At 61.7% G+C, this 23655-nt stretch carries 20 protein-coding genes and 3 pseudogenes; 19 read left to right on the top strand and 4 right to left on the bottom strand.

The genetic code is table 11. The annotated features are described in order from the left end of the window. Nucleotides 1-5 precede the first annotated feature (5 nt). The 3 genes and pseudogenes from RMET_RS32165 to RMET_RS34590 form a co-directional block, all read left to right on the top strand. Nucleotides 6-1433 (top strand): fimbrial protein, encoded by a 1428-nt coding sequence (locus RMET_RS32165; RefSeq protein WP_011516393.1) that lies wholly within the window; start codon nucleotides 6-8, stop codon nucleotides 1431-1433. Nucleotides 1434-1617: 184 nt separating this feature from the next. Then, entirely contained in the window at nucleotides 1618-2325 is a 708-nt protein-coding gene (locus RMET_RS32160; protein WP_232310523.1) for a fimbrial biogenesis chaperone, read from the top strand. Between the two features lie 171 nt (nucleotides 2326-2496). Then, nucleotides 2497-3337 (top strand): annotated as a pseudogene (locus RMET_RS34590) (IS110 family transposase); the annotation flags it as partial. A gap of 59 nt (nucleotides 3338-3396) precedes the next feature. Here RMET_RS34590 and RMET_RS34120 read toward each other — a convergent pair. Continuing rightward, a pseudogene (locus tag RMET_RS34120) lies at nucleotides 3397-3660 on the bottom strand (IS66 family transposase); the annotation flags it as partial. 88 nt (nucleotides 3661-3748) lie between these two features. Here RMET_RS34120 and RMET_RS08350 point away from each other — a divergent pair. The 5 genes from RMET_RS08350 (at nucleotide 3749) to RMET_RS08340 (ending at nucleotide 7592) form a co-directional block, all read left to right on the top strand. Beyond that, the gene (locus RMET_RS08350; RefSeq protein WP_029307942.1) at nucleotides 3749-3982 is read left to right on the top strand and encodes a hypothetical protein; all 234 of its coding nucleotides are present in this window, start codon (nucleotides 3749-3751) and stop codon (nucleotides 3980-3982) included. Nucleotides 3983-4156: 174 nt separating this feature from the next. Beyond that, nucleotides 4157-4857, top strand: a protein-coding gene (locus RMET_RS08345) for an IS6 family transposase (protein ID WP_196776417.1) whose coding sequence is annotated in 2 segments (ribosomal slippage) — nucleotides 4157-4804 and nucleotides 4807-4857 — 699 coding nt in all. Because the reading frame shifts where the segments join, the coding sequence is not laid out codon by codon here. Beyond that, nucleotides 4854-5099: a Txe/YoeB family addiction module toxin gene (locus RMET_RS32150; protein WP_051731327.1), complete on the top strand. Its 246-nt coding sequence runs from the start codon at nucleotides 4854-4856 to the stop codon at nucleotides 5097-5099. Before RMET_RS08345 ends, RMET_RS32150 begins: the two co-directional genes overlap by 4 nt. 645 nt (nucleotides 5100-5744) lie before the next feature. Continuing rightward, nucleotides 5745-6158 carry a hypothetical protein gene (locus tag RMET_RS33540; protein ID WP_152560208.1) on the top strand — a complete coding sequence of 138 codons (414 nt, stop codon included), beginning with the start codon at nucleotides 5745-5747 and terminating at the stop codon, nucleotides 6156-6158. Between the two features lie 351 nt (nucleotides 6159-6509). Then, on the top strand, nucleotides 6510-7592 hold the full coding sequence (locus RMET_RS08340; RefSeq protein WP_152560209.1) for a glycoside hydrolase family 71/99-like protein: 1083 nt from the start codon (nucleotides 6510-6512) through the stop codon (nucleotides 7590-7592). 377 nt (nucleotides 7593-7969) lie between these two features. Here RMET_RS08340 and RMET_RS08335 read toward each other — a convergent pair whose 3' ends face one another. Then, on the bottom strand, nucleotides 7970-8956 hold the full coding sequence (locus tag RMET_RS08335; RefSeq protein ID WP_011516385.1) for a glutathione S-transferase family protein: 987 nt from the start codon (nucleotides 8954-8956) through the stop codon (nucleotides 7970-7972). 245 nt (nucleotides 8957-9201) lie between these two features. On the opposite strand from RMET_RS08335, the pseudogene RMET_RS32145 reads away from it, so the two are divergent. The 7 genes and pseudogenes from RMET_RS32145 to creD all read left to right on the top strand — a co-directional run. Next, a pseudogene (locus tag RMET_RS32145) lies at nucleotides 9202-9477 on the top strand (transposase); the annotation flags it as partial. 100 nt (nucleotides 9478-9577) lie between these two features. Continuing rightward, entirely contained in the window at nucleotides 9578-9763 is a 186-nt protein-coding gene (locus RMET_RS08325; RefSeq protein ID WP_011516383.1) for a hypothetical protein, read from the top strand. 35 nt (nucleotides 9764-9798) lie between these two features. Continuing rightward, nucleotides 9799-10278 carry an outer membrane protein assembly factor BamE gene (locus tag RMET_RS08320; RefSeq protein ID WP_080710348.1) on the top strand — a complete coding sequence of 160 codons (480 nt, stop codon included), beginning with the start codon at nucleotides 9799-9801 and terminating at the stop codon, nucleotides 10276-10278. Nucleotides 10279-10467: 189 nt separating this feature from the next. Further along, the gene (locus tag RMET_RS08315; RefSeq protein WP_029309879.1) at nucleotides 10468-11580 is read left to right on the top strand and encodes an NAD(P)/FAD-dependent oxidoreductase; all 1113 of its coding nucleotides are present in this window, start codon (nucleotides 10468-10470) and stop codon (nucleotides 11578-11580) included. Between the two features lie 22 nt (nucleotides 11581-11602). Continuing rightward, complete coding sequence (creB, locus tag RMET_RS08310) at nucleotides 11603-12301, top strand: two-component system response regulator CreB (RefSeq protein WP_011516380.1); 699 nt, start codon at nucleotides 11603-11605, stop codon at nucleotides 12299-12301. 18 nt (nucleotides 12302-12319) lie between these two features. Further along, on the top strand, nucleotides 12320-13765 hold the full coding sequence (gene creC / locus RMET_RS08305) for a two-component system sensor histidine kinase CreC (protein ID WP_011516379.1): 1446 nt from the start codon (nucleotides 12320-12322) through the stop codon (nucleotides 13763-13765). A 121-nt stretch (nucleotides 13766-13886) separates the two neighbouring features. Continuing rightward, nucleotides 13887-15329 (top strand): cell envelope integrity protein CreD, encoded by a 1443-nt coding sequence (creD, locus tag RMET_RS08300; protein ID WP_011516378.1) that lies wholly within the window; start codon nucleotides 13887-13889, stop codon nucleotides 15327-15329. Between the two features lie 128 nt (nucleotides 15330-15457). On the opposite strand, the gene RMET_RS08295 is transcribed toward creD, so the two are convergent. After that, on the bottom strand, nucleotides 15458-16078 hold the full coding sequence (locus RMET_RS08295; RefSeq protein ID WP_011516377.1) for a ferritin-like domain-containing protein: 621 nt from the start codon (nucleotides 16076-16078) through the stop codon (nucleotides 15458-15460). 151 nt (nucleotides 16079-16229) lie between these two features. On the opposite strand from RMET_RS08295, the gene RMET_RS08290 reads away from it, so the two are divergent. Together RMET_RS08290 and RMET_RS08285 are read left to right on the top strand one after the other, a co-directional pair. After that, complete coding sequence (locus RMET_RS08290; protein WP_011516376.1) at nucleotides 16230-16829, top strand: RNA polymerase sigma factor; 600 nt, start codon at nucleotides 16230-16232, stop codon at nucleotides 16827-16829. Further along, nucleotides 16826-17554: an anti-sigma factor gene (locus RMET_RS08285; RefSeq protein WP_011516375.1), complete on the top strand. Its 729-nt coding sequence runs from the start codon at nucleotides 16826-16828 to the stop codon at nucleotides 17552-17554. The genes RMET_RS08290 and RMET_RS08285 overlap by 4 nt, the downstream gene beginning before the upstream one ends. Nucleotides 17555-17572: 18 nt before the next feature. Here the strand turns inward: RMET_RS08285 and RMET_RS08280 are convergent, their stop codons facing one another. Next, nucleotides 17573-19213, bottom strand: a complete 1641-nt coding sequence (locus tag RMET_RS08280; RefSeq protein ID WP_231138481.1) for a mechanosensitive ion channel family protein — start codon at nucleotides 19211-19213, stop codon at nucleotides 17573-17575. Nucleotides 19214-19384: 171 nt separating this feature from the next. Between RMET_RS08280 and RMET_RS08275 the strand changes: the two genes are divergently transcribed. Then, nucleotides 19385-21754: a DNA polymerase II gene (locus RMET_RS08275; RefSeq protein ID WP_011516373.1), complete on the top strand. Its 2370-nt coding sequence runs from the start codon at nucleotides 19385-19387 to the stop codon at nucleotides 21752-21754. 91 nt (nucleotides 21755-21845) lie between these two features. Beyond that, complete coding sequence (locus RMET_RS08270; protein ID WP_011516372.1) at nucleotides 21846-23546, top strand: MBL fold metallo-hydrolase; 1701 nt, start codon at nucleotides 21846-21848, stop codon at nucleotides 23544-23546. Nucleotides 23547-23655 lie beyond the last annotated feature (109 nt).

The following is a 23655-nucleotide window of genomic DNA, read 5'->3' as shown; positions in this document are numbered from 1 at the left end:
CGCCCATGATCCGCCGCTTACAGATATTCACTATTCGTTTCGGGGAAGGAAATCTCATTCCTTCACTTGCTGCACTGCTCTTTATTGTCGGTATAGCAGGACCAATGTTGGCGTTGGCACAGTCGACATCCAAAGGATGCTGGGCGATCACGGGAACGACAACGAATCCAAACTCCTACCTCTATACCGATCCCGGTACTGTTGCGAGGAGCTGGATTGGCGCAGCCGATACGGCAGGGCAAGGCGCGTATCCCATGACCATCTCGGTCAACATACCCGCTTTGGTACCAGATGGCACGCTGCTTGGAAGCGGCGTTTCGTCAATCAATAACCTCGGGGGAAGTGGCGTTGGAAGCTATAGCCCTGAGCAGGTATTGTTCCGATGCTCTCCGGATGCAGATGGAACCTTGTACGAGTACTATGCGACAAACGGCGATGCCGCTTACGCGGGCGCAACTGACGTAAGTGCGCAATCTGGCATCCCGGGAACCTACCTTTCGTACTATACGGGGGTCGCGTCACGGATAACAAATATTGCTACAGGCGATTATCTTAGTCGGGCCTGGAAAGCCCGGCCCCTAACCGGCCTCGACCGTGACACTCAGGGATGGATTCTCGTCAAAGCAAAAAACTTCAGCCAATACAAGCTGGAGATGTTTCAGTGTACGGTTTGCCAATCTGGTGGTACGAATGGCACAGGAAGCTGGGCGCAATCTCAGCCACAAGGATATGTCGCCTTCGTCGGGGGAGCCACTGGGACGGTCATCAAAGGCAACCTTGCTGTAGGCGCTGACTCCGCATCCAACTATTCAGGCTGGTATAGCACATGGCCAGGCGCAATCAATGCGTACCAGACGGTCACAGTTAGAAGGGCTGCAACCTGCGCGGTAACCAACGCGACACCTTTAGTACGCTTTCCAATAATATCTGTTCGGGAACTGAATCAGGGAAACACAAGACAACTGCCGGTGACTATACAAATGCAGTGTCAGAGCTCAACACCTTCCGGACTGTCTGCGTTCATAAGTGGAACAGCCGCGAATCAGACTGCTCTAGGAGTGCTCGTCCAGCCCGCCAATGCGCAAAGCGCCGTCGCGGCAGGCCTGAAAACTGCAGGAAGTGGCGTAACTTATCTACTCTCCGATGGCTATGGTACCGATCTGAGTGTTGCGACTGGTGTAGGCGTAGCACTGTCCAGACCAAACGGCACGCCATTGAACTTGCTCACAAATCAGTACGTTACAACAGGCGGTACCATCGACGGTTGGGATTCCGTGCTAAACGACGCAACGGCGAACGGGCCAGCGAGCGGCGGAGTGACTTCGTATACACGCTCCTTCAATGCAACCCTCAAGGCGTTCGCGCCTGGCGTTACGCCGGTGACTGCCGGGCGATTCAATGCAACCGCCCAAGTGATCGTCCGGGTCCAGTGACTATGTTACTTATATCTGGACTCAAAGATTAGTAATCACTCCTATCTTACAAGGTGTATTAGCGATGTCCCCAATAGGGCGCGACGAACCGAAGATTCGCGCAACTCGAATCAAAAGAATCTGGAATGATTGGCGATTTCCCTCCGGGTTCCATGCACTTAGATTCGTAATTATCTTCGGTGTGATGATTATGCAGGCGTGGAACCCGCAGGCAATTGCTGGTGTGACACCAGAAGTCTCTCGGGTTGTTTACGCAGCTGATGCTGCCGAGCAGTCTCTACAAGTATTTAATGTCAACGATTATCCAGTTCTTGCTCAGGCCTGGATCGACGACGGCAGGATAGACGCCCTACCACAAGAATCAACCGCGCCGATAGTTGTGATTCCGCCAATCTTTCGCTTAGGCCGCGGTGATCAGACAAGTCTCCGATTAATAAACTCTGGAGCCGCGCTTCCGTCAGATCGTGAGTCATTATTTTGGCTCAACATTTATGAGATACCTTCAACGCCAAATGGCAGCATGGCAGAGAGCCAGTTGGTTACGGTAACGATGCGAACGCAGATCAAAGTTTTCGTTCGACCCCGTAAGCTTCCCTTTTCATCGGACGAGATCCCAAAGCGCCTTGCGTTCTCTGTCAAGATCATGACTGATGAATCTCTCTTGGAGATTAGGAATCCAACGCCATATTATGTAACATTTTCTAAAATTCAGACCGATATCGGGCGAATATCACAAGTCTCATCTGTAGAAATGATCGCGCCTTACTCTCAGACCATCGCCCATCTCGGCGAGGTAAAAGGCATCGGTAATTCTGCAAGGATCCGATTCTCTCTAATCGATGATGATGGAAATCCATTTTATGGAGAACGAAATATTGATATTGAAAATTAGAATGTAATCCGTCGACACCGCCACATTGGACGAAACGATGCCGTAGGATGCGGGGATGAAGAAGGAATCGCTCGGTTCTGATAGTCATATAGCCAGTCGCCTTCCGTTCGGGTCGAACGGCTGGAGTAGAGTCAAGCTGCGAACACCGACTTGACGCACAGGAGTGCCGGCGTGAGCAAGTTTAGTGGGATCGACCTGCACTCGAACAACCGTGTGGTTGTCGTCAGCGGCGAAGCTGACCGGGTTATCTACCAACGGCGGTTATCAAACGATCCGGTCTAGATCCGAACGGCCCTAGTGCTGCATCGTGATGAACTGGTGGTGGTGGTGATCGAAGCCACGTCCAATTGATACTGGCTGGTGGATTGCCTGATGAAAGATGGCTACCAAGTGCATCTGGCGAACCCCGCGACAATCAAGCAGTACGAGGGCCTGAAATATAGTGAGGACTTCGCGGATGCCTCCCCTTTCGCCCAACTGCCGCGTTTGGGGCTATTGCGAGAAGGCTACATTTGTGCAGTGGAGGAACTTCCGGTGCACGATCTCTCGCGCAAGCGTATGCAATTGGTGCAGTGTCGAACGGCCCAGATCCTCGCGATCGAGAACCTTCTCTCACGCAACACTGGTGGGAAAATGCCGAGTGAACGGGTCAAGCATCTGGATCAGGCACAGGTCAGCGAATTCGGCTTTGCGCCGGATGTGGCACTCACGATGCAGGCCAATCTGGCGGTGATGCAAACCTTGAAGGAGCAGATTGGAATCCTCGATGCCCGGCATTGGTCCCGTTCTCGCAACCACGATCATGCTGGGAACCGGAACCATCTCGCGTTTCACCGAGGTTGGTGATTTCCCTTCGTACTGCCGCTGTGTCGACAGTCGGCGCGAAAGCAACAGAAGGAAGAAAGGCGAGGTCGACACAAAGGACGGCAACAAGTATCTGGCGTGGGCATTTGTCAAGGCGGCCAGCTTCGCCATGTGCTTGTGCCTGGAGGCCAGGCGCTTCTTCGAGCGCTAGAAACGCGCACGTAACAGGATTGTCGCGATCAAGGCGCTGGCGCACAAGCTGGCGCGCCACGCCAGCGTGGATTCGGTGAATAGGCCACGAGGAATGATGCGTGCCAGCGCTGGTGTGACCTTGATGCCCAGGTCGCAACACGGGCGCAGGCGTACTTCACGTGCTGATGTTGGATAGAGCGCCACGGATCTGTTCGGGAATCACGCCGAGTTGCTCGCTGCGCAACCATCGTTGGCGCAGAAGCGTTCAGACTCGGGCAGGTCGTGACGTACGACGTCGCGGGAGAGGTTTGGGTCCAGTGGCTTGCGGCCGCGCTCCTGCATTGGGCAATTACGGCACCACTCTGAGAGGAGTTTAGAGTGCGCCGGCGATGTCGAAAAGAGCAACAACTTATAGGGGGAGCAGACCATGAAAGAGGATATCGCCGATTCAAAGCGCGAAGACTATGCGTGGAACATCAAACAAGCGCGGCAGGAAGAGCGTTTCGCACTTCTCCTTGGCGTCGTGACCGTTGGTGTGTTAGTCGCTGGTGCGGTCAGTCCCGCCATTGCGACTTGGTATGTGGATCATACGGCGACCATGGTATTGTCGGTCACGGGAGTGGTCGGCCTGTACGGACTGCGTCGATGGCTGTCACTGTAAGCAGCCTTTTAGCGACGCCCCTCTGAACCGCCCCGGGAACCGTGGAGGCTGGTTTGGTTGAGTTAATAGTGGTTCAGGGGCAAGCTTCTTGGTTCTGTCGCGCTAAGGGTGCCGGGGTGAGATTTCAGCAGACATTGCCCGGAACGGAAGCGCGTCGTGAAGAAAGTATCTGTGATAAAGGAGCTGCCTGCTGGCGTAGCGAAGGTGCTCAAGCGCCTGCACCATCCGCTGGACGTGATCTTGCTGTGTGTGCGCTGGTACGTGGCCTATTCGCTGAGCCTGCGTGATCTGGAGGAGATGATGGCCGAGCGTGGCCTCGCGGTCGATCATTCGACGGTCCGCCGCTGGGTCATCAAGCTACTGCCGCTGTTCGAGAAGGCGTTTCGTCGTCACAAGCAGTCGGTTAGCAAGAGCTGGCGCATGGACGAGACCTACCTCAAGGTGCGGGGCAAGTGGGCATACCTCTATCGTGCCGTGGACAAAGCCGGCAACACCATCGACTTCCTGCTGTGTGCCCGCCGTGACAAGGTTGCGGCCCGGCGTTACTTCGAAAAGGCCATCGGCCAGAACGGCGCTCCTGATACCGTGGCTATCGACAAAAGCGCGGCCAACCTGGCCGCGCTGCACGCCGTGAATGCGCATCGAGAGACGCCCATCAGGATCCGTCAGCGCAAGTACCTGAACAACATCGTCGAGCAGGACCATCGGGCCATCAAACGACGAGCACGACCCATGCTCGGGTTCAAGAATTTCCGTTGCGCGCGCATCCTTATCGGCGGCATCGAAACCATGCATATGATCGCCAAGGGCAGATGCGGGGACCCGAAGGCATTCGCTTGTCCGCCGCGCAGCAATTCCATTCCCTGGTTTCATAGACCAGCGCACTCCAGCCCACCGACTTCGACCAACCGGCCTTATCGCGACAGAACCCATCAATGCACTGATCCAGGATGCGCAGCGTGAGCCCTTTGAAGGCATTGGCAAGCCAGAGTCCCTTAAAGGCAACTTGTCAGGTTACTGGTCGCGCCGCATTGACGACACTAATCGCCTAGTGTATTTCGCCGATGACACGGAGCTAGCCATCATTGCCTGTCGCCTGCATTACGGCGACAAGTAGCCCGCCGCGGCAGCAAGGCCCTCCTTGGGCATCGCAAATTGAGCAGGGCAGCCAGTTTTTGTTCTATCTTGGTGCCATTGCGATAAGTTTTCTTATCTCAATGGCGACATCGGGGATGAAACCTGCAAGACGCCAACTACGGGAGACGTTGGAGGTGCTCGGTGTCTCGCCCGTACTCGAAGTTGACGATGGTCAGACAACGATCGACGTCGTGCGTCAGTGCCAACGCTGGGACAGCCTATGCCAAAGCGCCCTCTCGATACGCGCGCATCCTGCACATCGAACTTGCAACAAGTTGTGATATTGCGAGTCGCATTGGGAATTTTCCGACATAAAATTCGGACAATTCCGAACCGCAGGGGATCCGACCCTCAGGCTTCCGGACGATAACGACAATCGCTGAACAGGGGTCACTGCATGCACGAACCACCTTAGACGCCCACGTGGCCAGCACGGCCACGCAATCGCGCACATCCAGGACACATCGGCGTGTCCGGGGGACTGCGCCAGAGCTTCCCGCATCCACTAACGGAATCCATCGACTTGGCCCGCCAGCGCAGGCCGAGCAGGTATCGTGCGCGCGCCTTCTCTGTGCCGCCCATGTACTCGCGACGCCAATGGCAATGCCGAGAGCAAGGGGCTGACATGAATCGACTGATTGCATATCCACGCCGTATGGGCGCGCTGTTGCTGTCCATCTGCGCGCTGCCCGTCGCAAGCCATGCAGAGAGCGGAGTCATTCGCTTCTCGGGACGCATCGTTGCGCCACCCTATGAGATACGTGCCGTTCCAGCGGCAATCGTCAGGACGGCCGCACTGGAAACCTCCGGGGCCGATCTCGTGTTTTCGAGTTCGCCCTCCAACCGGCCAAGCGCCAAGCTGCAGGTCGAAGGGTTGCCCGAACATGCGCCTTTGACGCTTCGCTACCTAGATGCCAAAGGGGCGGCCACCGCCCTTCTTCCTGGAACCTCCCAGCGCATCGGACCGAATGGCGGCACGCTTTTCGTTACCTCCGGTCCCGGATTCGCCAGCGCGTTAGTAAGCGTGACATACAACTAGCGTGCGTGGCCGATGATCTCACTCTTAGCTTGTGCAGATATGGCAGACCACAGACATTGGAACGAACTGCTGCGGGCCATGGCGCGATTTGGGGCAATGTGCTTTGCTGCCGGCGTAATGGCTGCGTGTGATGGGGGATCGGGCTCAGGCCAGACCATTACACCAACTCCTTCAGCGACGCCAACTCAGCCGGCTCAAACCGCGCAGCCTACGCAGCAGCCAGCAGGCGCCCTTTCGGCTCTTGTGTTGGTTGGTTACCAAGGATGGTATGGCTGTCCGGGTGATGACGCATCGGGAAACTTGTTCTGGCAGCACTGGTTTGTCGGTGCCATTGTCCCTGGGTCGCTTACCGTGGATCAGTTGCCCGATATGCAGGCGCTGCCGGCCAATCAGTTGTGCAACACCGGACTGTTTGTCCGCAGCGGCGCGCCGCTGCTACTTTATTCGGCACAGAACCCGCAAGTAGTGGCCTTGCATTTCGAGTGGATGCGCACTTACGGGATCGACGGCGCGGCCGTACAACGTTTTGTATCGGAGACGACAGACCCGGTCAAGCGAGCGCGCAGCGATACGGTGTTGCTGAATGCCATGCATGCTGCGCAAGCGAGTGGACGGGTCTTCTATATTACCTATGACGTTTCGGGCGCGGATGCCGCCACGGTCACCGACGCCATCCGGACGGACTGGCGTCATGTTGTGAACGACCTGAAACTGACAGCCAGCACCGCTTATCTCAGGGATCGTGATCGCCCCGTACTGCAGCTATGGGGATTTGGCTTTCCCGATCGTCCAGGCGACCCTGCCCTCGTCTCACAGCTTATCTCCGATCTACACATCGGGGCCGGCGGACTACTGGCGGCAACACTAATCGGTGGTGTGCCCGAAGCGTGGCGGACGCTGGGCGCGGGTTCCAAATCCGATGCCAGTTGGAGCCAGATCTATCGCAGCTATGACGTAATCAGTCCGTGGAGCGTAGGTAGCTTCGACAACGATGTAAATGCCGATGCCTTTCTGGAAACGTTCGTCATACCTGACAGGGAGGAAACACAGCGGCTTGGCATTGAATACCTTCCCGTGGTGTTTCCCGGCTTCTCCTGGCACAACCTGATGCATCAACGAGGTACCGATAGACCGCTGAATGAGATCCCTCGCAACTGTGGGCGCTTCCTATGGCATCAGGTGACGAACCTCTTGAGCGCAGGGAGGACGGGCATCTTCGTGGCAATGTTCGACGAAATGGATGAAGGTACGGCGCTGCTCCCTACACTTGCTGACCCGAACGCCCTCCCAGCCGGAGTGGAAATGGTTACACCAGCGCTGGACGGCTGCCAGATTCCGGGCGACTGGTATCTGCAGGTCACCGGGCGCGCGGCACGTGCGGTACACGAAGGCAGCCAGCCGCCTGCGGACTTGGCGACGGCCATGAGAAATTAATGTGTCACGCGGGTGCTATCACGCGCAACGTGACAGTGCCCATTGGCTCTTCTCAGTTATTTCGAGCAGACCAATTGCGGGAGACCACCATGCCGGCCACCCAATGCCGATGCCGACCGCCGAATCTGAGCCATCCGGAATGAGCATGCGCAAGCGTACAGTTCCCGCGCCCCAATGCAGCGGGCTGCGATCGGCGTGGATCATCCGCAAGACCGCCGCGCCCTTCACCCACCGGAGGTTCCCCGGTCGCCGGCGGGCCTTTTATGGCGGTCGCGACCGGGCAATGCGCCACCGCGGTCATCTGCACCATGCATAAAATACAGGCCTGTCGCGCGCAATGCCGTCCGCCCGAACAAGCGACAGCCGAAAGCAAACTGTCAGTCCTGCCCCAACCGCTCTCGCCCATGCGGCGAGGACAGATCAAGCATTGGACCCAGCGGCACGATCCCCGTGGGGTTCAGCATCCGATGGCTTTCATAGTAGTGGCCCTTGATGTGCAGGAAATCGACCGTGCCTGCGATGCCTGGCCGTTGGTAGATATCCCGCAAATAGGCTGACAAGGCTGGATAGTCGACGATTCGGCGCAGGTTGCACTTGAAGTGCCCTACATATACGGCGTCGAAACGGATCAGTGTGGTAAAGAGCCGGATGTCGGCTTCGGTAAAACGATTTCCGACCAGCCAGCGCTGCTGGGAAAGCTGTGCCTCCAGCCAGTCCAGCGTATCGAACAACGACCGCACGCTTTCCTCGTAGGCCGCCTGAGAGGTGGCGAAACCTGCCTTGTACACACCGTTGTTGACGGTGTCGTAGATCCGCGCGTTGATGGCATCGATCTGCGCGCGCAGATCAAGCGGGTAGTAATCCCCTAGCCTCGCCCCAAGCCTGTCGAATGCACTGTTCATCATACGGATGATTTCCGACGATTCATTGCTGACGATCGTGGCCTGCTGCCTGTCCCACAGCACAGGCACGGTCACCCGCCCGGTGTAATTTGGGTTGGCTAATGTGTAGACCTGATGCAGCACGCGCGCGCCACTGACGGAGTCTGGTATCACCCCAGGGCCGTCGGCAAAGGTCCAGCCCTCCTCGCGCATCAGCCAGTGCACGACCGAAAAACTGATCATGTCTTCCAGCCCCTTGAGTTCGCGCATGATCAGTGTCCGGTGTGCCCAAGGGCAAGCCAGACTGACATAGAGGTGGTAGCGGCCCACCTCCGCGCGGAATCCACCTATACCAGTGGGACCCGCCGCGCCATCGCATGTGACCCAGTTGCGGAAAGCCGCATTCTTACGCACGAAACGGCCACCGGTGGAGGTAGTGTCATACCACCTGTCCTGCCATTCACCATTCACCAAGAGTCCCATTGATCGCCCCTTTCCGTTTTACCGCAGCATCTCGCTTTGCCTGACGCATTGCTTTGAGATTGCATTGTGCTCCACATGACACCTGCCATGTCATACGTATGCCGATCACGGCTACAGCTATCGGGGTGCGGGACGAGGCCGGCCAGCCGCCAAGCAGTAGCCAGCCTTCGCTTTACCTCCAATTGGCGGCGATCACCCCCTCCAGGGCATCCTGGTAGTTCTGCGGCAATGTACTTTGCCCCGCGCTCAAGCGCCTGTGGTTCTACCGCCGTCCGGCATGGGCCCAGAAGGATTGGGAACGTTGGTGCACCCAGACAAGGCAAAGTCAGATTCCGGCCATGGCGTTGTTCGGCCAGCGCCTGCAGACCTATTGGCACGGCACCCTCGCCCGATGCGGGCATCCGCTCAATACCAGCGTGGTCGAGGGTATCAACAACACCATCAGGGTCATCAAACGCCGAGCCTACGGCTACCCAGTCATCCGCTCATCGACAACATGCGGCTGGACGACATCGGGCTGACCGCCCACCCTTTCATCCGATGAATCGGAAATTTCCGAGTTTCCAGGCTCGGCCGTTTACCAATACTGGAAGAGTCAGAACCCACGCCGCGGGCCTCACCATGGACGATATGCTGGCCCTACTCAACGTCACGCCCGTTGCCGTCCTCCTCTGCGCGCTACTTGTGCCGTGGTTCGTTTCGCGAAAAACGAGCACAGACGAACATGGCGGGGCATTTGGCGGCGTTCTGAGCACGGTGTTCGTGTGCATTCCGGCCGCCATCATCCTGGTCTCTCGCTATCTCTGACGGAGCGCTGTCCGCCAGAACAGAACTTGCTACACATGTCCTCCAACTACGCTCGCGCCGCGTCCTATGGGATCGCATTGGCTCTGCTCACCGGCTGCGCCGCCTATGACCGCGGCTCACTCTCTTTGGCACACGCCATCACGCCCTATCAGATCACTATCGAACAGGGCAACTTTGTGTCGCGTGAGGCGGTCGCCCAGCTCAGGCCCGGCATGACCCGGGATCAGGTGAGCTTCCTGCTTGGCACGCCTTTGCTGACCGATGTCTTCCATGCAGATCGCTGGGACTATGTTTTCACCTTCCGGCGTGGTCGTCGCGATATCGTGCAGCAACGACGACTGACCGCATACTTCGCGGGCGACAGACTCCTGCGCTTTGACAGTGATCCGATGCCCAGTGAAAAGGAACTGATCGCCGAGATCGATGGCGTGCGGCGCGGAAAGGTTTTGCCAAGCGCGAACGCGAGTTCGCCCACCAACGCCGCCGAGCACCAACCTCCTGAGCCAACAGCATGAAGATTGCAGTACGGCTTCAACAAATCCAGTATCGCCTTCTTGTCGCTATATGCTGACGTGGAAGCGTAGACTCCACTTCACAAATTCGTGCCAAGTGCCCGGCACCCTCCCCCCTTCACTTTCACCTCATCCTGCCTTCACCCACGCACTGGATACTCCCGGCCATCCAATCACCAAAGAGGAACCGAGATGGCGACGCGAACCCAGGACTTTGACCATGATGTGGTAATCGTCGGCGCGAGCTTTGCAGGCGCTGCCTGCGCGCTGGCTGCGGCACGCGCGGGATTGCGCGTGGTAGTGCTTGAGCGAAAGACAGACCCCGGGAGCAAGCTTCACACCACTGGCATCCTGGTCAAGGAGGCGGCCGAGCAGACATGGCTCGGCCGCGCTCCTGCCGATTGCCTGCGACGCATCGAGAAGGTTCACCTCTATTCGCCGGCGCTGCGCAGCCTCGCGTTGGCGGCGCCCGGTTACTACTTTCTCACCACCGATACGCCGAATCTGATGCGCTGGCTGGCCTCGGAGCTGGTAAATCACGGGGTCGACCTGCGTCTCGGCACCTCTTTCAGTCAAGCGTCACGATCCGGTGCCGGATGGTCCGTGCCGGGCGTCGGCCGCACGCGGTACCTGGTAGGTGCCGACGGCGCGAGGTCAAGGGTGGCCCAGATCGCCGGACTCGGGCAAGGTAACGCCTTCCTCTACGGCGTCGAATACGAGTTTGCCGGCCTGCAACTCTCCGATCCAGATGCCCTGCATTGCTTCGCCAGCAAGCACTTCGCGCCTGGGTATATCGGTTGGGTGGCCCAGAATCCCACCGGTGTGCAAGCTGGCCTGGCGCTGCGCCATGCGCCACGGCGTCGGGCAGCGCCGGATATCGACGGCTTTCTTCGGCGTGTCCGGCACCTGCTCGGTGTACCGGAGGACGCGGCACCGACCACCACCCGTGCCGGCCTGATACCCTGTGGCGGCCCGGTATATCCGTTGGCCCGGGATGGCGTACTGCTAACGGGCGATGCGGCTGGTATCGTGTCGCCGGTGACGGCCGGCGGCATTCACGCGGCGTGGCGGCATGGCGAAGCTGTCGGGCGGGCCATTGCGGCGCACCTTCGGACCGGCGCCGCAACGCCAGAGCAGGTGGCCGAACAGAGCGCGCCGCGTTTTCGGACCAAGCGGCTGCTACGTTGGGCGTTCGACCATTTCCAGTCGGATTGGGCGTTCGATGTCCTGTTGCATTCGGCGCCTTTGCGATGGGTCGCGGAACGCATCTATTTCCACAAACGCGGCGTCGCGGCAGAGATTTAAACCTGATAGCGAGACTTGTGTAATGAAACAGCCAGCCGTACTTGTAGTGGAAGATGAATCAGCCATTGCGGACACGATTCTGTACGCCCTACGCACGGAAGGTATGCAGGTCGAGACTTGCACGCTGGGGAGTGAGGCATTGGATCGCGTGCGATCACGACGCCCCGATCTCGTTATCCTCGACGTTGGGCTGCCAGATATCAGCGGTTTTGAGGTTTGCCGCTCGATGCGGACGTTTTCGGACGTTCCCGTCATCTTCCTGACTGCCCGGCACGAGGAAATCGACCGCATCGTCGGGCTCGAAATTGGCGCGGATGACTACGTGGTAAAGCCATTCTCGCCACGTGAGCTTGCCGCTCGCGTGCGCGTGATCCTCCGTCGCGCCAAGGGCGCCAGCGACTCACCCCACCCATCGCCAATGGCCCAGGAGGAAGCCGATTTCGTCCATGACACCGACGGCGCCCGCCTGGCCTATCGTGGCCGATGGCTGGACCTCACCCGCTACGAATACCGCCTGCTGGCGCTTCTGGTGCAACACCCGGGGCGCATCTTCGCCCGCTCGCAGCTCATGGATCTGGTCTGGCACGATTCGCTCGATACGGTCGATCGTACCGTCGACACGCACGTCAAGACGCTCCGAGCCAAGCTCCGCGAGATCGCCCCCGCTGGCGACCCGATCCGGACCCATCGCGGCATGGGCTACTCACTCGAATCACGATAAGGAAGATAAGGGCATTCCATGCATATCGGCCTGCGCATCTTCTTCGGCTTCTTCCTGATCGTCGGGCTGGCAGCGTTCCTGACCTTGCGCGTGTTTGTCCAGGAAGTAAAACCTGGCGTGCGTCAGGCCATGGAAGATACCCTCGTGGACACCGCCAACGTCCTCGCCGTGCTGGCCACCGACGATTTCAAGAGCGGTCATCTCTCCGACGGCAGTTTCGCGAATCATCTGGCGCGGCTGCATGAGCAGCCCGTCGAAGCCAGCGTGTGGGGGATGCACAAGGGTGCCGTCGGTTACCGCATCTACATCACCGATGATCGTGGCATCGTTCGCTTCGATTCGTCCGGCGCGGCGGTCGGGCAAGACTACTCCCGGTGGAACGATGTCTACCTGACCTTGCAAGGCAAGTATGGCGCTCGCAGCACACCCTCCGACCCCAACGACGACAGCAGCACGATCATGTATGTGGCAGCCCCGATCCGCGACGGCGAACGGATCATCGGCGTGCTGACCGTGGCCAAGCCGAATCAGACCGTGGCGCCGTTCATCGCGCGCAGTCAGCGGACTATCCTGATGTACGGGCTGTTGCTGATCGGCGGCGCCGCGGTCATTGGACTGGTGTGCACGCTCTGGCTCGTGTACGGGCTACGCAAGCTGCAGCGCTATACTCGGGCCGTCGCGGCCGGCGAGCGCGCCGAGATGCCCTTGCGCGGCGCCAGCGAACTCGCGGAACTCGGCCGAGCGGTGGAAACCATGCGCGTGCGTCTGGAAGACAAGCAGTACGTTGAGCACTATATCCACACGCTGACGCACGAAATGAAGAGCCCGCTGGCCGCCATCGGCGGCGCGGCGGAACTGCTTCAGGAGGACATGCCGACGGCAGACCGCCAACGCTTTCTCGGCAATATCCGCAGTCAGGCGCAGCGGCTCGATTTGTTGATCCGCAAGCTTCTGGCACTCGCCGAAGTCGAACAACGCCAGCGTCTGGAGAAGCGCGAACCCGTGCGGCTGGCGCAGGAGATCGAGCATATTCTTGCGTCACTGGAGCCACGGGCGCGCCAACGCGGCGTAAGCCTGCATTGGCAGCCACCGGCGCAGGGACAATCCTTCGACGTCTCCGGCGACGTGTTCCTGCTGCGGCAGGCAATCGTCAACCTGATCGAGAATGCCCTGGATTTCGCGCCGTCGGGGACCGACGTCGACGTGGTCCTGGAACCCGGCCCCCATCAGGATCAGATCACGCTCAGGATCGAGGACCGAGGGCCCGGCATCCCCGAGTACGCGCTTTCGCGGCTGTTCGAGCGCTTCTATTCCCTGCCCCGCCCCGGTGGCGGCGAGCGCAGCACCGGGCTTGGCCTATGTCTGGTTCGCGAAGTAGCCCTGCTGCACCACGGCAGCGCTACCGTTACCAACAGAGAGGGCGGTGGCGCCAGCGCCGTGATGGTCCTGCCCATCTCCGCATGACGCGCAACACATGACGTAACGCGAAAGACGGAGCGCAGCCTTCACAACGGCTTCACGCCAACCACACGCCCTCCTCACCCGCGATCGCTAGTCTTGCTGCATCTTCACTCGCAAGACAGTCATGAAAAACTTTCGCTCGTACCCCTACAAGATTCTGGTCGCGGCGGGCCTGATCCTGGTGCTGTGGGCCGCCCTGCAGATGGTCTTCAATCTAGTGGAGGAGCGCAGCCAGCTCCAGGAGTCCGCCGAGCAAAGCATCTGGCGTAGTTATGCCGGCCCGCAAACCTTGACTGGCCCGATCATCGTCCTGCCCTACAAGGAAGTCCTCGTGGAATCCGAAGCAAAGGATGCCAAGGGCCGCAAGACACAGACGCAGTACCGGGAGGCCACGCGACAGTTGCTGGTCTTCCCGAAGTCCCTCCAGGTTCAAACCGAGATCAAGCCCAGCGAACGGTACCGAGGCATCCACAAGGCGATTGTTTATGAGGCGGCGAGCCAGTGGACGGGCACCTTCGTCTTGCCTGACCTGAAGGCGGCCACCGCATTCGAGAAATCCGCCGGGCATGTCCGCTTCGAACTGGGCGAGCCGTTCGTGGCACTGGGCGTGTCCGACATGCGCGGCCTTGCTGCGGCGCCGGTCATGCAACTCGCCGGAAAGTCGCTGGAAATGGAGCAAGGCGCGCAACTCAACGGGTTGGGCCAGGGGCTCCATGCGGAGCTCGACCTCCGCGGTGCGGCCGGCAAGCCCGCCGACGCGCGCGTCGTGCCGTTCTCGCTCACGCTTTCCCTGCTTGGAAGCCGTTCCATCGCGTTCGCGCCGGTCGCGGACATGAATACGTTCAGTATGCGATCCGCATGGCCGCACCCCAGTTTCGATGGCGACTTCCTGCCACGCCAGCGCACGGTGGACGCCAGTGGCTTCCGCGCCGAATGGTCGGTCAACGCGCTCAACACCCACGTGCGAGAGCGCCTTCTGCCCATGGAGAATGGCGAGCGTACGCAACCAGCCGTGACCGCCCCGGCGAACGCCGCGGAGTCCATCTCCGTCACGCTGATCGATCCGGTCAACGGCTATGTACGCGTCGAGCGTGCCATCAAGTATGGGCTGCTGTTCGTACTACTGACCTTCGCCGGCTTCTATGTATTCGAGCAGATCAAGGGACTGCGGATTCATCCGATCCAGTACCTGCTCGTTGGACTGGCGCTGACCCTGTTCTTCCTCATGCTCGTCAGCCTTTCCGAGCACGTGACATTCCTGCTCGCCTATCTGGCCGCGAGTGCCGCGTGCATCGGACTGCTCGCCTTCTACCTGACGTTCGTCCTCCACAGCTGGCGCCGAGGCGCGAGTTTCGCGGCGTTGATTGCGGCGCTGTATGGCGCGCTGTACGGCATTCTGGTTTCCGAGGACAACGCGCTACTGCTGGGTTCGACCCTGCTCTTCCTGGTGCTGGCCAGCATTATGACGGTGACACGCCGCGTGGATTGGTACAACGGGGATATGCAATCCAGGTCGGAGGAAGAAGGGGGCGAAGGTAAAAGTAATAACGGGCGCGTGGCTCAGTAGTGCCCAGGCCGCCTGCACCCAATCAGGAGGTGCGTAGCGCTTTTCCACGCGACAGATCCTCCGCCCCTTTTACGTGAGATGGCTCGCGCAACCTGTGACTGGTCGGGCCACTCACTCGCGCTCCCTCGTCAACCCACGAACGCCCCCGGCACCGGGTCCTCGCCCAGCACACTCAGCAGAATCGCCCAGTGCATGGCCTCATCGCCAAGGATGCTGCCGGCGGATTTGGCGAGTTCCCGGTTGTGGAAGCTCGGCAGTACGCCCAGGTAGGCAGCAGTAGCGCCCTTCTCCAGCCCGGCGGCGAACCGCAGGACATCGGCCTGGGTTTTCAGATCCGCAGCCGGGAAGTTGTATTCGCTGGCCTTCCGGGTCTTGACCGGCGTGCCGCCCAGCTTCATCACCGTGTTGGCCAGCACATCCGCATGGGCCTTGTGGTGCGTCTGGAACTTGACGGCGGTGTCGAGCACCGGCTTCTGCAGCAGCCCGCTTTCGGCGCCCACCTGGTACGCGGCGATCGCCTGGTACTCCAGGCCAAGTGCCGTGTTGAGGATATTGATGTCGTCCTTCGTGCTGGTGGAATGCGTTTGCCCCCAGGCGGGCATGGCCTCGCCAAGCGACATCACGGCCAGCGACCCGAGTGCGAATGCACCCGGTGCCTTGAGCCAGCCGCGGCGGACCAGATCGGGAGCAAGGTCGGCGTCGCAGGCGGAGCCGGCGAACGGCAAAGAAAGGTCAGGCTTGGTTTTCATGGGAACCCTCCTTGATTTGGGCGATGAACGCTGGCAGGCGAAACACATTGCCCGTGCGTTATCGGCTTATACGCAGCCATCCACCCGGCGGATGCACCGCTGACTCCCTGCTGCCTATAATCCCGCCAACCCCATCAGCCTGGAGTGCCGCGTGGCCCTGTCCCCGGAACCTCCTTCTTCGTTGCCCGACGCACCCACGGGGCTTGATGTATTGCTCGGCCGGGTGGCGTTGGGGGATCGGCTGGCGCTGCGCGCGCTTTACGATCAGGTCGTGCCGAAACTGTTCGGCCTCGCGCTGCGTATCACTCGCAGGCGTGACTGGGCGGAGGACGTGGTGCAGGAGAGTTTTGTCAGCATCTGGCACCACGCCGCCGATTACCGACCGCAAGTGGCCGCTCCGATGACGTGGATGACGACGATTGTGCGCAACCGGGCGCTCGACTGCCTGCGCCGGGCGCATGTGGCGCGGCTGGCATCGGCCACGTCCCTGGAGGACACCCCGGAAGCCGATCTCGAAGACGAACACGATGGTCCGGTCGAACTGGCACAGGCCAGCGAACAAGCCCGCGCGCTGAACCGTTGCCTGCAGCGCCTGGACGGCCAGCAGCGCGAGGCGGTGGTGCTGGCCTACCTGCAGGACCTCAGCCATGCCGAACTGGCCGCGCGGCTGCGCGTGCCGCTGGGCACGATCAAATCGTGGATCCGCCGTGGTCTGGAGAAGCTGCGCGCCTGCCTGGAGGCCACGCCATGAATCTTGTGCGCCACCCTGACCTGCTCGACCGCATGGCCGCCCAGTACGCATTGGGCGTGCTGCGCGGTGGCGCGCGCCGTCGCATGGAGCAAATGGCGCGCCAGGAGCCCGCCGTGCGCGTGGCGATTGCCCATTGGCAGGCACGACTGGCTGGGGTGGCCGAGCTGCAAGCGCGGGCCGTTCCCGTAGAAGCCGTCTGGTGCGGCATCGAGCGACGGCTAGGCTGGAAAGCCGATCCCGCCGAGGCACAGCCGACACGCACGACTGGCTGGCGTCACGTCTGGCAGGCCGCGAGCTTCTGGCGAGGCGCCACGGCGGCGATGACGGTCATCGCGCTGATCGCCGTTATTGCCACCATAGGCCTCGGGCCCGAGCGACGGCCGAGTCCCTCCACAGTGGTTGCCTTGCTGCAGTCGCAACAATCCCGGGCTGCCATGCTGGTCAGTTGGGATCCAACCGGCCCCGCCCTGGTGGTTCGCAGGCTCGACGACCTGACGCTGACAAACCAGCAGGTCCTCCAGCTTTGGGCGCTCCCCGTGGATGGCAAGCCTCAGTCGCTGGGCGTGATTGGCCGCGCGCGCCAGGTTCGCCTGCCGCTGGCCACGCTGCCCGCCAACGTGCCGACCCTGGCGGTCAGCATCGAGCCACTCGGCGGGTCCACCAATCCGGATGGGCCGAGCGGGCCAGTCGTGTTCCATGGCGCCTTGCTGAAATCCCCGCGCTGACGGGCTGAGTGACTACGGCTACGTCTTCTCCGCGCCTGGCGCCGCGTACTGATTGTCTGGCGATACCACCACCGGAGCGACGGGCTGGTCCATGTAGTGCGGGGACATGATCTGTACCCCGTTGCGGTTGAATTCGTCCTGGATCGCCGCGTGCAGGACCGATAGAAGCTCGAAGCGCCGCCGTGGGTCGTCAATCGAGCAAAACAGTTCGTATTCGACGTAGAAGTCCTGCAGACCACGCTGAAGCACGTAAGGGGGCGGATTGTTGCCAAGCCCCGGCACGGTGGCGGCCGCGCGGATCAACATGCCGTGAATCTGGCGCCATGGCGCGTCATAGCCGATGGTGACCGACGTGGAGACCAGCGCGCCCACATTCGCTTCCGAACCACCCCGGCGAGAGTAATTGTGAATCGCGCTGCCGACCACCACCGCGTTCGGCAGCGTCACTTCCTCTCGCCGCACGTTGACGATCTTGACCGACAGCGAATCCAGTGACGTCACTGTGCCGATCGTGCCGCCGATATCGACCATGTCGCCGCGCCGGAGCGCGCGTGAATACACCAGCACCATGCCGCTCATGATCTGGTTGACGATATTTGCCGATCCCAGCGTCACCATGAACCCGAACAGCACCGAAAGGCCCTTGAATACATCGCTCTGCGAGCCCGGAATGTACGGGTATGCAAACGTCAGCCCCAGCGCCCAGACCACGGTCGACGCGATGCGCCGCGTAGCGCCGGCGGTTTCCGGGTGCATGCCGGGCACCGTGACCTGGCCCCGCTGCACCGCAATAAAGATCGCGGCTACCAGCTTGTGCACGGCACGTGTGATAAGCAGGATGACCGCCACGGTCACCAGCCCCGGGACGGCGTCTAGCATGGACGTGCCGACATGCCCCAGCAGGCCGAGCAGGAACGCCCCCATGCGCTGGCCCAGCGGCCGGGTCAGCGGGAACTGTTCGAGCGCGAAATCGAGCCACAGGAAGATGAGTAGCGCGATCAGCGCCGCGCCGACGATCTGCGCGATGCTGTTGGCAAGCTGCAGCAGCGCGCCGGACCAGTCGAAACGACCCGACGTCCGTGTGCGCAAGCGTGATTCCAGCGCGCGGCGGAGCATCAGATCGAGGCGACGACGGCCGCGCGCGATGGACCACAACAGGCCGAGCAGGAGCAGCAACGCAGCCAGCGAGTAGCTTGTGCCACGCAGTATGGTGGGCCAGTGCAACTGGTCGCGGCGGGCATCGAGCGCAGTCTGGAGTTGCGCGGCGGCCGTGGCAGCCACGGACTCCACGGTCTGCCCTGGCTGTTCGGGGTCCAGGTCGCCATCGACGACCGAAAACAGGATGCGGTTACCGACCTGCACTGCCACGCCGGACACGTTGCCCAGTCGGCCCGGCAATTGGGTCACGGGTTCGCCGAGCTCGCGCCGGTCAAGCTTGTCGAACCGCTCCTGCGCGCGGGCGACCCGCACCGCGGGTGGCGTGCCACCAAGTTCCGCGCGTAGCGTCACCACCGGCAGGTTCATCAGCACCAGATCAGCGGGCGGCGCCGCAGGTGACGTGGACGCCTCGGCAGCCCACGTGGCGAAAGGCATGGTCAGCCACCACAGCAGCGCGATCCATAGCGCGACGGGCACCCTGCCGCCGCTGCTTCGCTTCACTCCCCGTGGTATCAGTGAATCCATCATCTCCATGCATCCGCCTAGCCGTTCACAATCGCCGATATCACCCACGTTTGGCGCCTCAGGCAAGTGAAATCATTCGTGTTGTGATTTAAGTTCGGTCCGTCCGCTAGAATTCCCGCCAGATACAGGCCCCCGAAGGTTTCGAAGTTGGCACTACAGCAGGGTTTTCTCCTGACCCGTCACTGGCGCGACACGCCCGCAGGCACGGAAGTCGAGTTCTGGCTCGCCACCGATGAGGGCCCGCGCCGACTGCGCCTGCCCCGGCAGCCATCCACGGCGTTCATACCGGCCGCGCAACGCGAGACGGCCGAGGCGCTGCTGCGTGGCGAGCGCGATGTCGAGTTCCGCCCGCTGAACTTGCAGGACTTCCAGCGACGCCCGGTGACAGGGATCTACTGCGACCAGCACCGTCAGCTCATGCGGATTGAAAAGGCGCTCCGCGACGCGGGCGTCAGCGTCTACGAGGCCGACGTCCGCCCGCCAGAGCGCTATCTGATGGAGCGGTTCATCACCGCCCCGGTCTGGTTCGACGGCCAGCCCGGGGCGGACGGCGTGCTGCGCGACGCCCAGATGAAGCCGGCGGCCGGCTACCGGCCCAAGCTGCGCCTGGTCTCGCTCGACATCGAAACTAATGCGTTCGGCGAACTCTATTCCATCGCGCTGGAGGGCTGTGGCGAGCGGCAGGTCTACATGCTGGGCCCCACCCCCGCGCAACCGGCGGCGGATATCGACTTCGCGCTCGAGTACCACGCAACCCGTCCTCTGCTGCTGGAGGCCCTCAACGACTGGTTGGCCCGCCACGATCCCGACGCGATCATCGGCTGGAATCTGGTGCAATTCGACCTGCGTGTGCTGCGCGAACACGCGCGCCAGCACCAGATTCCGCTGCGCCTGGGTCGTGGCGGCGCGGAACTGGAGTGGCGCGAGCACAACCAGCAGCAGCACTACTTCGCGGCAGCGGCGGGCCGGCTGATCATCGACGGCATCGAGGCCCTTCGCTCGGCCACCTGGAACTTCCCGTCGTTCAGTCTCGAATCCGTGGCCCGGACGCTGCTGGGCGAAGGCAAGGCTATCGACAACCCGTACGACCGCATGGATGCGATCGACCGGATGTTCGCCGAAGACAAGCCGGCACTGGCCCGCTACAACCTCCGCGACTGCGAACTGGTCACGCGCATTTTCGAGAAAGCGGAGCTGCTTCCCTTCCTGTTGGAACGCGCGACGGTGACCGGCCTGCCGGCGGATCGTAGTGGCGGTTCGGTCGCGGCTTTCACGCATCTCTACATGCCGCTGATGCATCGGCAAGGCTACGTCGCGCCTAGTCTTGGCGAGAAGGCGCCGGAAGCCAGCCCTGGTGGCTTTGTCATGGATTCCCGCCCCGGACTCTATGAATCGGTGCTCGTGCTCGACTACAAGAGCCTGTATCCGTCGATCATCCGCACGTTCCTGATTGACCCGATCGGACTGGTCGAGGGCCTGGCCCACCCTGACGATGCCGAATCGGTGCCCGGCTTCCGGGGCGCGCGGTTCTCACGCACGAAGCACTGCCTGCCGGCCATCGTCGCGCGCGTGTGGCAGGGCCGCGAAGCCGCCAAGCGAGACAAGAACAAGCCGCTCTCGCAGGCGCTCAAGATCATCATGAACGCGTTCTACGGCGTGCTGGGTTCCAGCGGCTGCCGCTTCTTCGACCCACGACTGGCGTCGTCGATCACGATGCGCGGCCACGAGATCATGCGCCAGACGCGCGCGCTTATCGAGGCGCGGGGCTACGAGGTGATCTACGGCGACACCGATTCGACGTTCGTGTGGCTGCGTCGCGCGAGGTCTGAGGCCGACGCCGCGCAGATCGGCCGCAGCCTGGTGGCGTACGTGAACGACTGGTGGCGAGATCATCTGTGGCAGACCTACGGCCTGGAGTCCGCGCTCGAGCTGCAGTTCGAGACCCATTTCCGGCGCTTCCTGATGCCGACCATCCGTGGCGCCGATCTCGGCAGCAAGAAGCGCTACGCGGGCCAGGTGATGCGCGCCGACGGCACGGCCGAGATGGTGTTCAAGGGCCTGGAAACCGTGCGCACCGACTGGTCACCGCTGGCGCAGCAGTTCCAGCAGACGCTCTACGCGAAGATCTTCAACCGCGAGCCCTATCGGGACTATGTGCGCGACACCGTCCACCGCACGCTCGCCGGCGAACTCGACGAGCAGTTGATCTACCGTAAGCGCCTGCGCCGCCAGCTCGACGAATACCAGCGCAACGTGCCACCGCACGTACGGGCGGCACGCATCGCCGACGAGTACAACGTACTGCACGGCAGGCCGCGCCAGTACCAGCGTGGCGGCTGGATCAGCTACCTGATGACGGTGGCCGGCCCCGAACCACTGGAAACACGCGCATCGCCAATCGACTATGAGCACTACGTCACACGACAGTTGCAGCCGATTGCCGATGCGATCCTGCCGTTTCTGGACGACGATTTCGAGACATTGCTGACTGGGCAAATGACGCTGTTTCCCCAGTAACTTCCCTAGTTGCACGGTTTCGGGCACATTCGCTGAGGTATGCTTGGCGACTTAGAACAAGAATCCGCAGAGACTTCCCGCGCAGTCCATCATGTCCACCACCCTCCCCGATCCCACTTCCCCGGTTGCCCGTTCCAAGGCCATGCGCGCCGCCGCCAGCATGCTCGTACTGCGTGACGGAACACGCGGCATGGAGGTGCTGATGATGCGCCGCCCGCAGCGCGACGACGATCGCAGCGCCGGCGCCTTCGTGTTTCCCGGCGGCACGCTCGACCCGCAGGACGCCACGTTGCACAGCCTGTGCAGCGGACTCGAGGACTCAGCCGCCAGCGCGCGGCTCAGCGTCGCGGCGAACGGACTCGACTACTACCTATGCGCGGTGCGAGAAGCGTTCGAGGAAGCCAACCTGCTGTTCGCCTACGACACACGCGGGCAGTTGGTGCAACTCGACAGTCTGGCGGAAAGCGTGCGCCGCCAGTTGCGCGAGGCGGCCGGCTACGGTGGCAAGGGGCTGGCGCACGTTTGCGAGATGCTGGGGTTGCGGCTGGCCGTCGACCGACTGGCGTACAGCGCCTACTGGCTCACGCCACCCGGACTGCCCAAGCGCTTCGACACGCGCTTCTTCATGGCCATGCTGCCCTCTGGCCAGACCGCTCTCCACGACGGTGTGGAAGCCGTGGAGCACCGCTGGCTGCGTCCGGCCGAGGCTATCGACCCGGCCAGCAATTTCACGCTGGTCAATGCCACGCGCAAGATCCTGCAGTCGATCGCGCATTTCCAGAACGCGCAGACTTGCTTCGATTTCGCGCAGCAGCAGCGCAATATCCCTCTGGTCATGCCACGTCTGGCGAGCGGACCCAAGGGCCAGCGCCCGGTGATGCCGGAAGAGGCACCGTATGCGGAAATCTCCCGCATCGACCCCGATGGCGCCGGGCACGGCCGCTACGCGCTGGAGCCGGGCCATGCCGTAAAACTGTCCGATCGCGTCTGGCGCGTAACGGCCAACAACGGCAGCGTCATGACCGGGCCGGGTACCAATACGTACTTCGTGGCCGGAGCGGACAACACCTGGGCCGTGATCGACCCGGGTCCCGATGATCCTGCCCACTTCGACGCCGTCATGGCCGCCGCGCCTGGTCCCGTCAAATGGATCTTCGCCACGCACACGCATATGGACCATTCGCCGGGCGCCGTGCGACTGCGCGCCGCCACGGGCGCGCCCGTCATCGGGCTGGTCACGGCAGTGACTGACCGGCAGGACCCGACCTTCGCGCCCGACCACATGCCGCGGCACGGCGACCGTATCGCCCTTGGGCCCCAGACGACGCTGCGCGTGGTCCACACCCCAGGCCATGCGTCGAACCATCTCTGCTATCTGCTCGAGGAAGAGAAGACGCTGTTCACGGGCGACCACGTGATGCAGGGCTCGACCGTCGTGATCAACCCGCCCGATGGCGATATGCGCGCATACCTGGGGTCCCTGCGGGCGCTGCTCGACGAGGACATCGAGTGGATTGCCCCCGGTCATGGCTTCCTGATGGGCCGGCCGCATGACGCGATCCGCCTGCTGATCCGGCATCGCCAGCAACGTGAAGCCAAGGTCATGAACGCGCTGCGCGCGCTGGCCCCGACGGATCTCGCCACGCTGCTCGCCAGCGTCTACGACGACGTGCCTCCGGGCAAGCACCCGATCGCCCAACGCTCGCTGCTGGCACATCTGCGCAAGCTGGAGGCCGACGGCTTGGCACGCGAGGTGGAAGGTATCTGGCACCTCTTGCCGGGCGGGCTGTAACGGCTCGGCAGGCATCTTGCTGCGGCGCCGCAAAACCGCCACCATCGCTTGAAATATCTGGATACCACGCCGGTCTTGGCGGTACGCCGGCGCGCTGCCTACATTGATG

The sequence above is a fragment of the Cupriavidus metallidurans CH34 genome, assembly GCF_000196015.1.
In the GTDB taxonomy this organism is placed as follows: domain Bacteria; phylum Pseudomonadota; class Gammaproteobacteria; order Burkholderiales; family Burkholderiaceae; genus Cupriavidus; species Cupriavidus metallidurans.
This window is presented reverse-complemented; position numbering and strand designations above follow the sequence as displayed.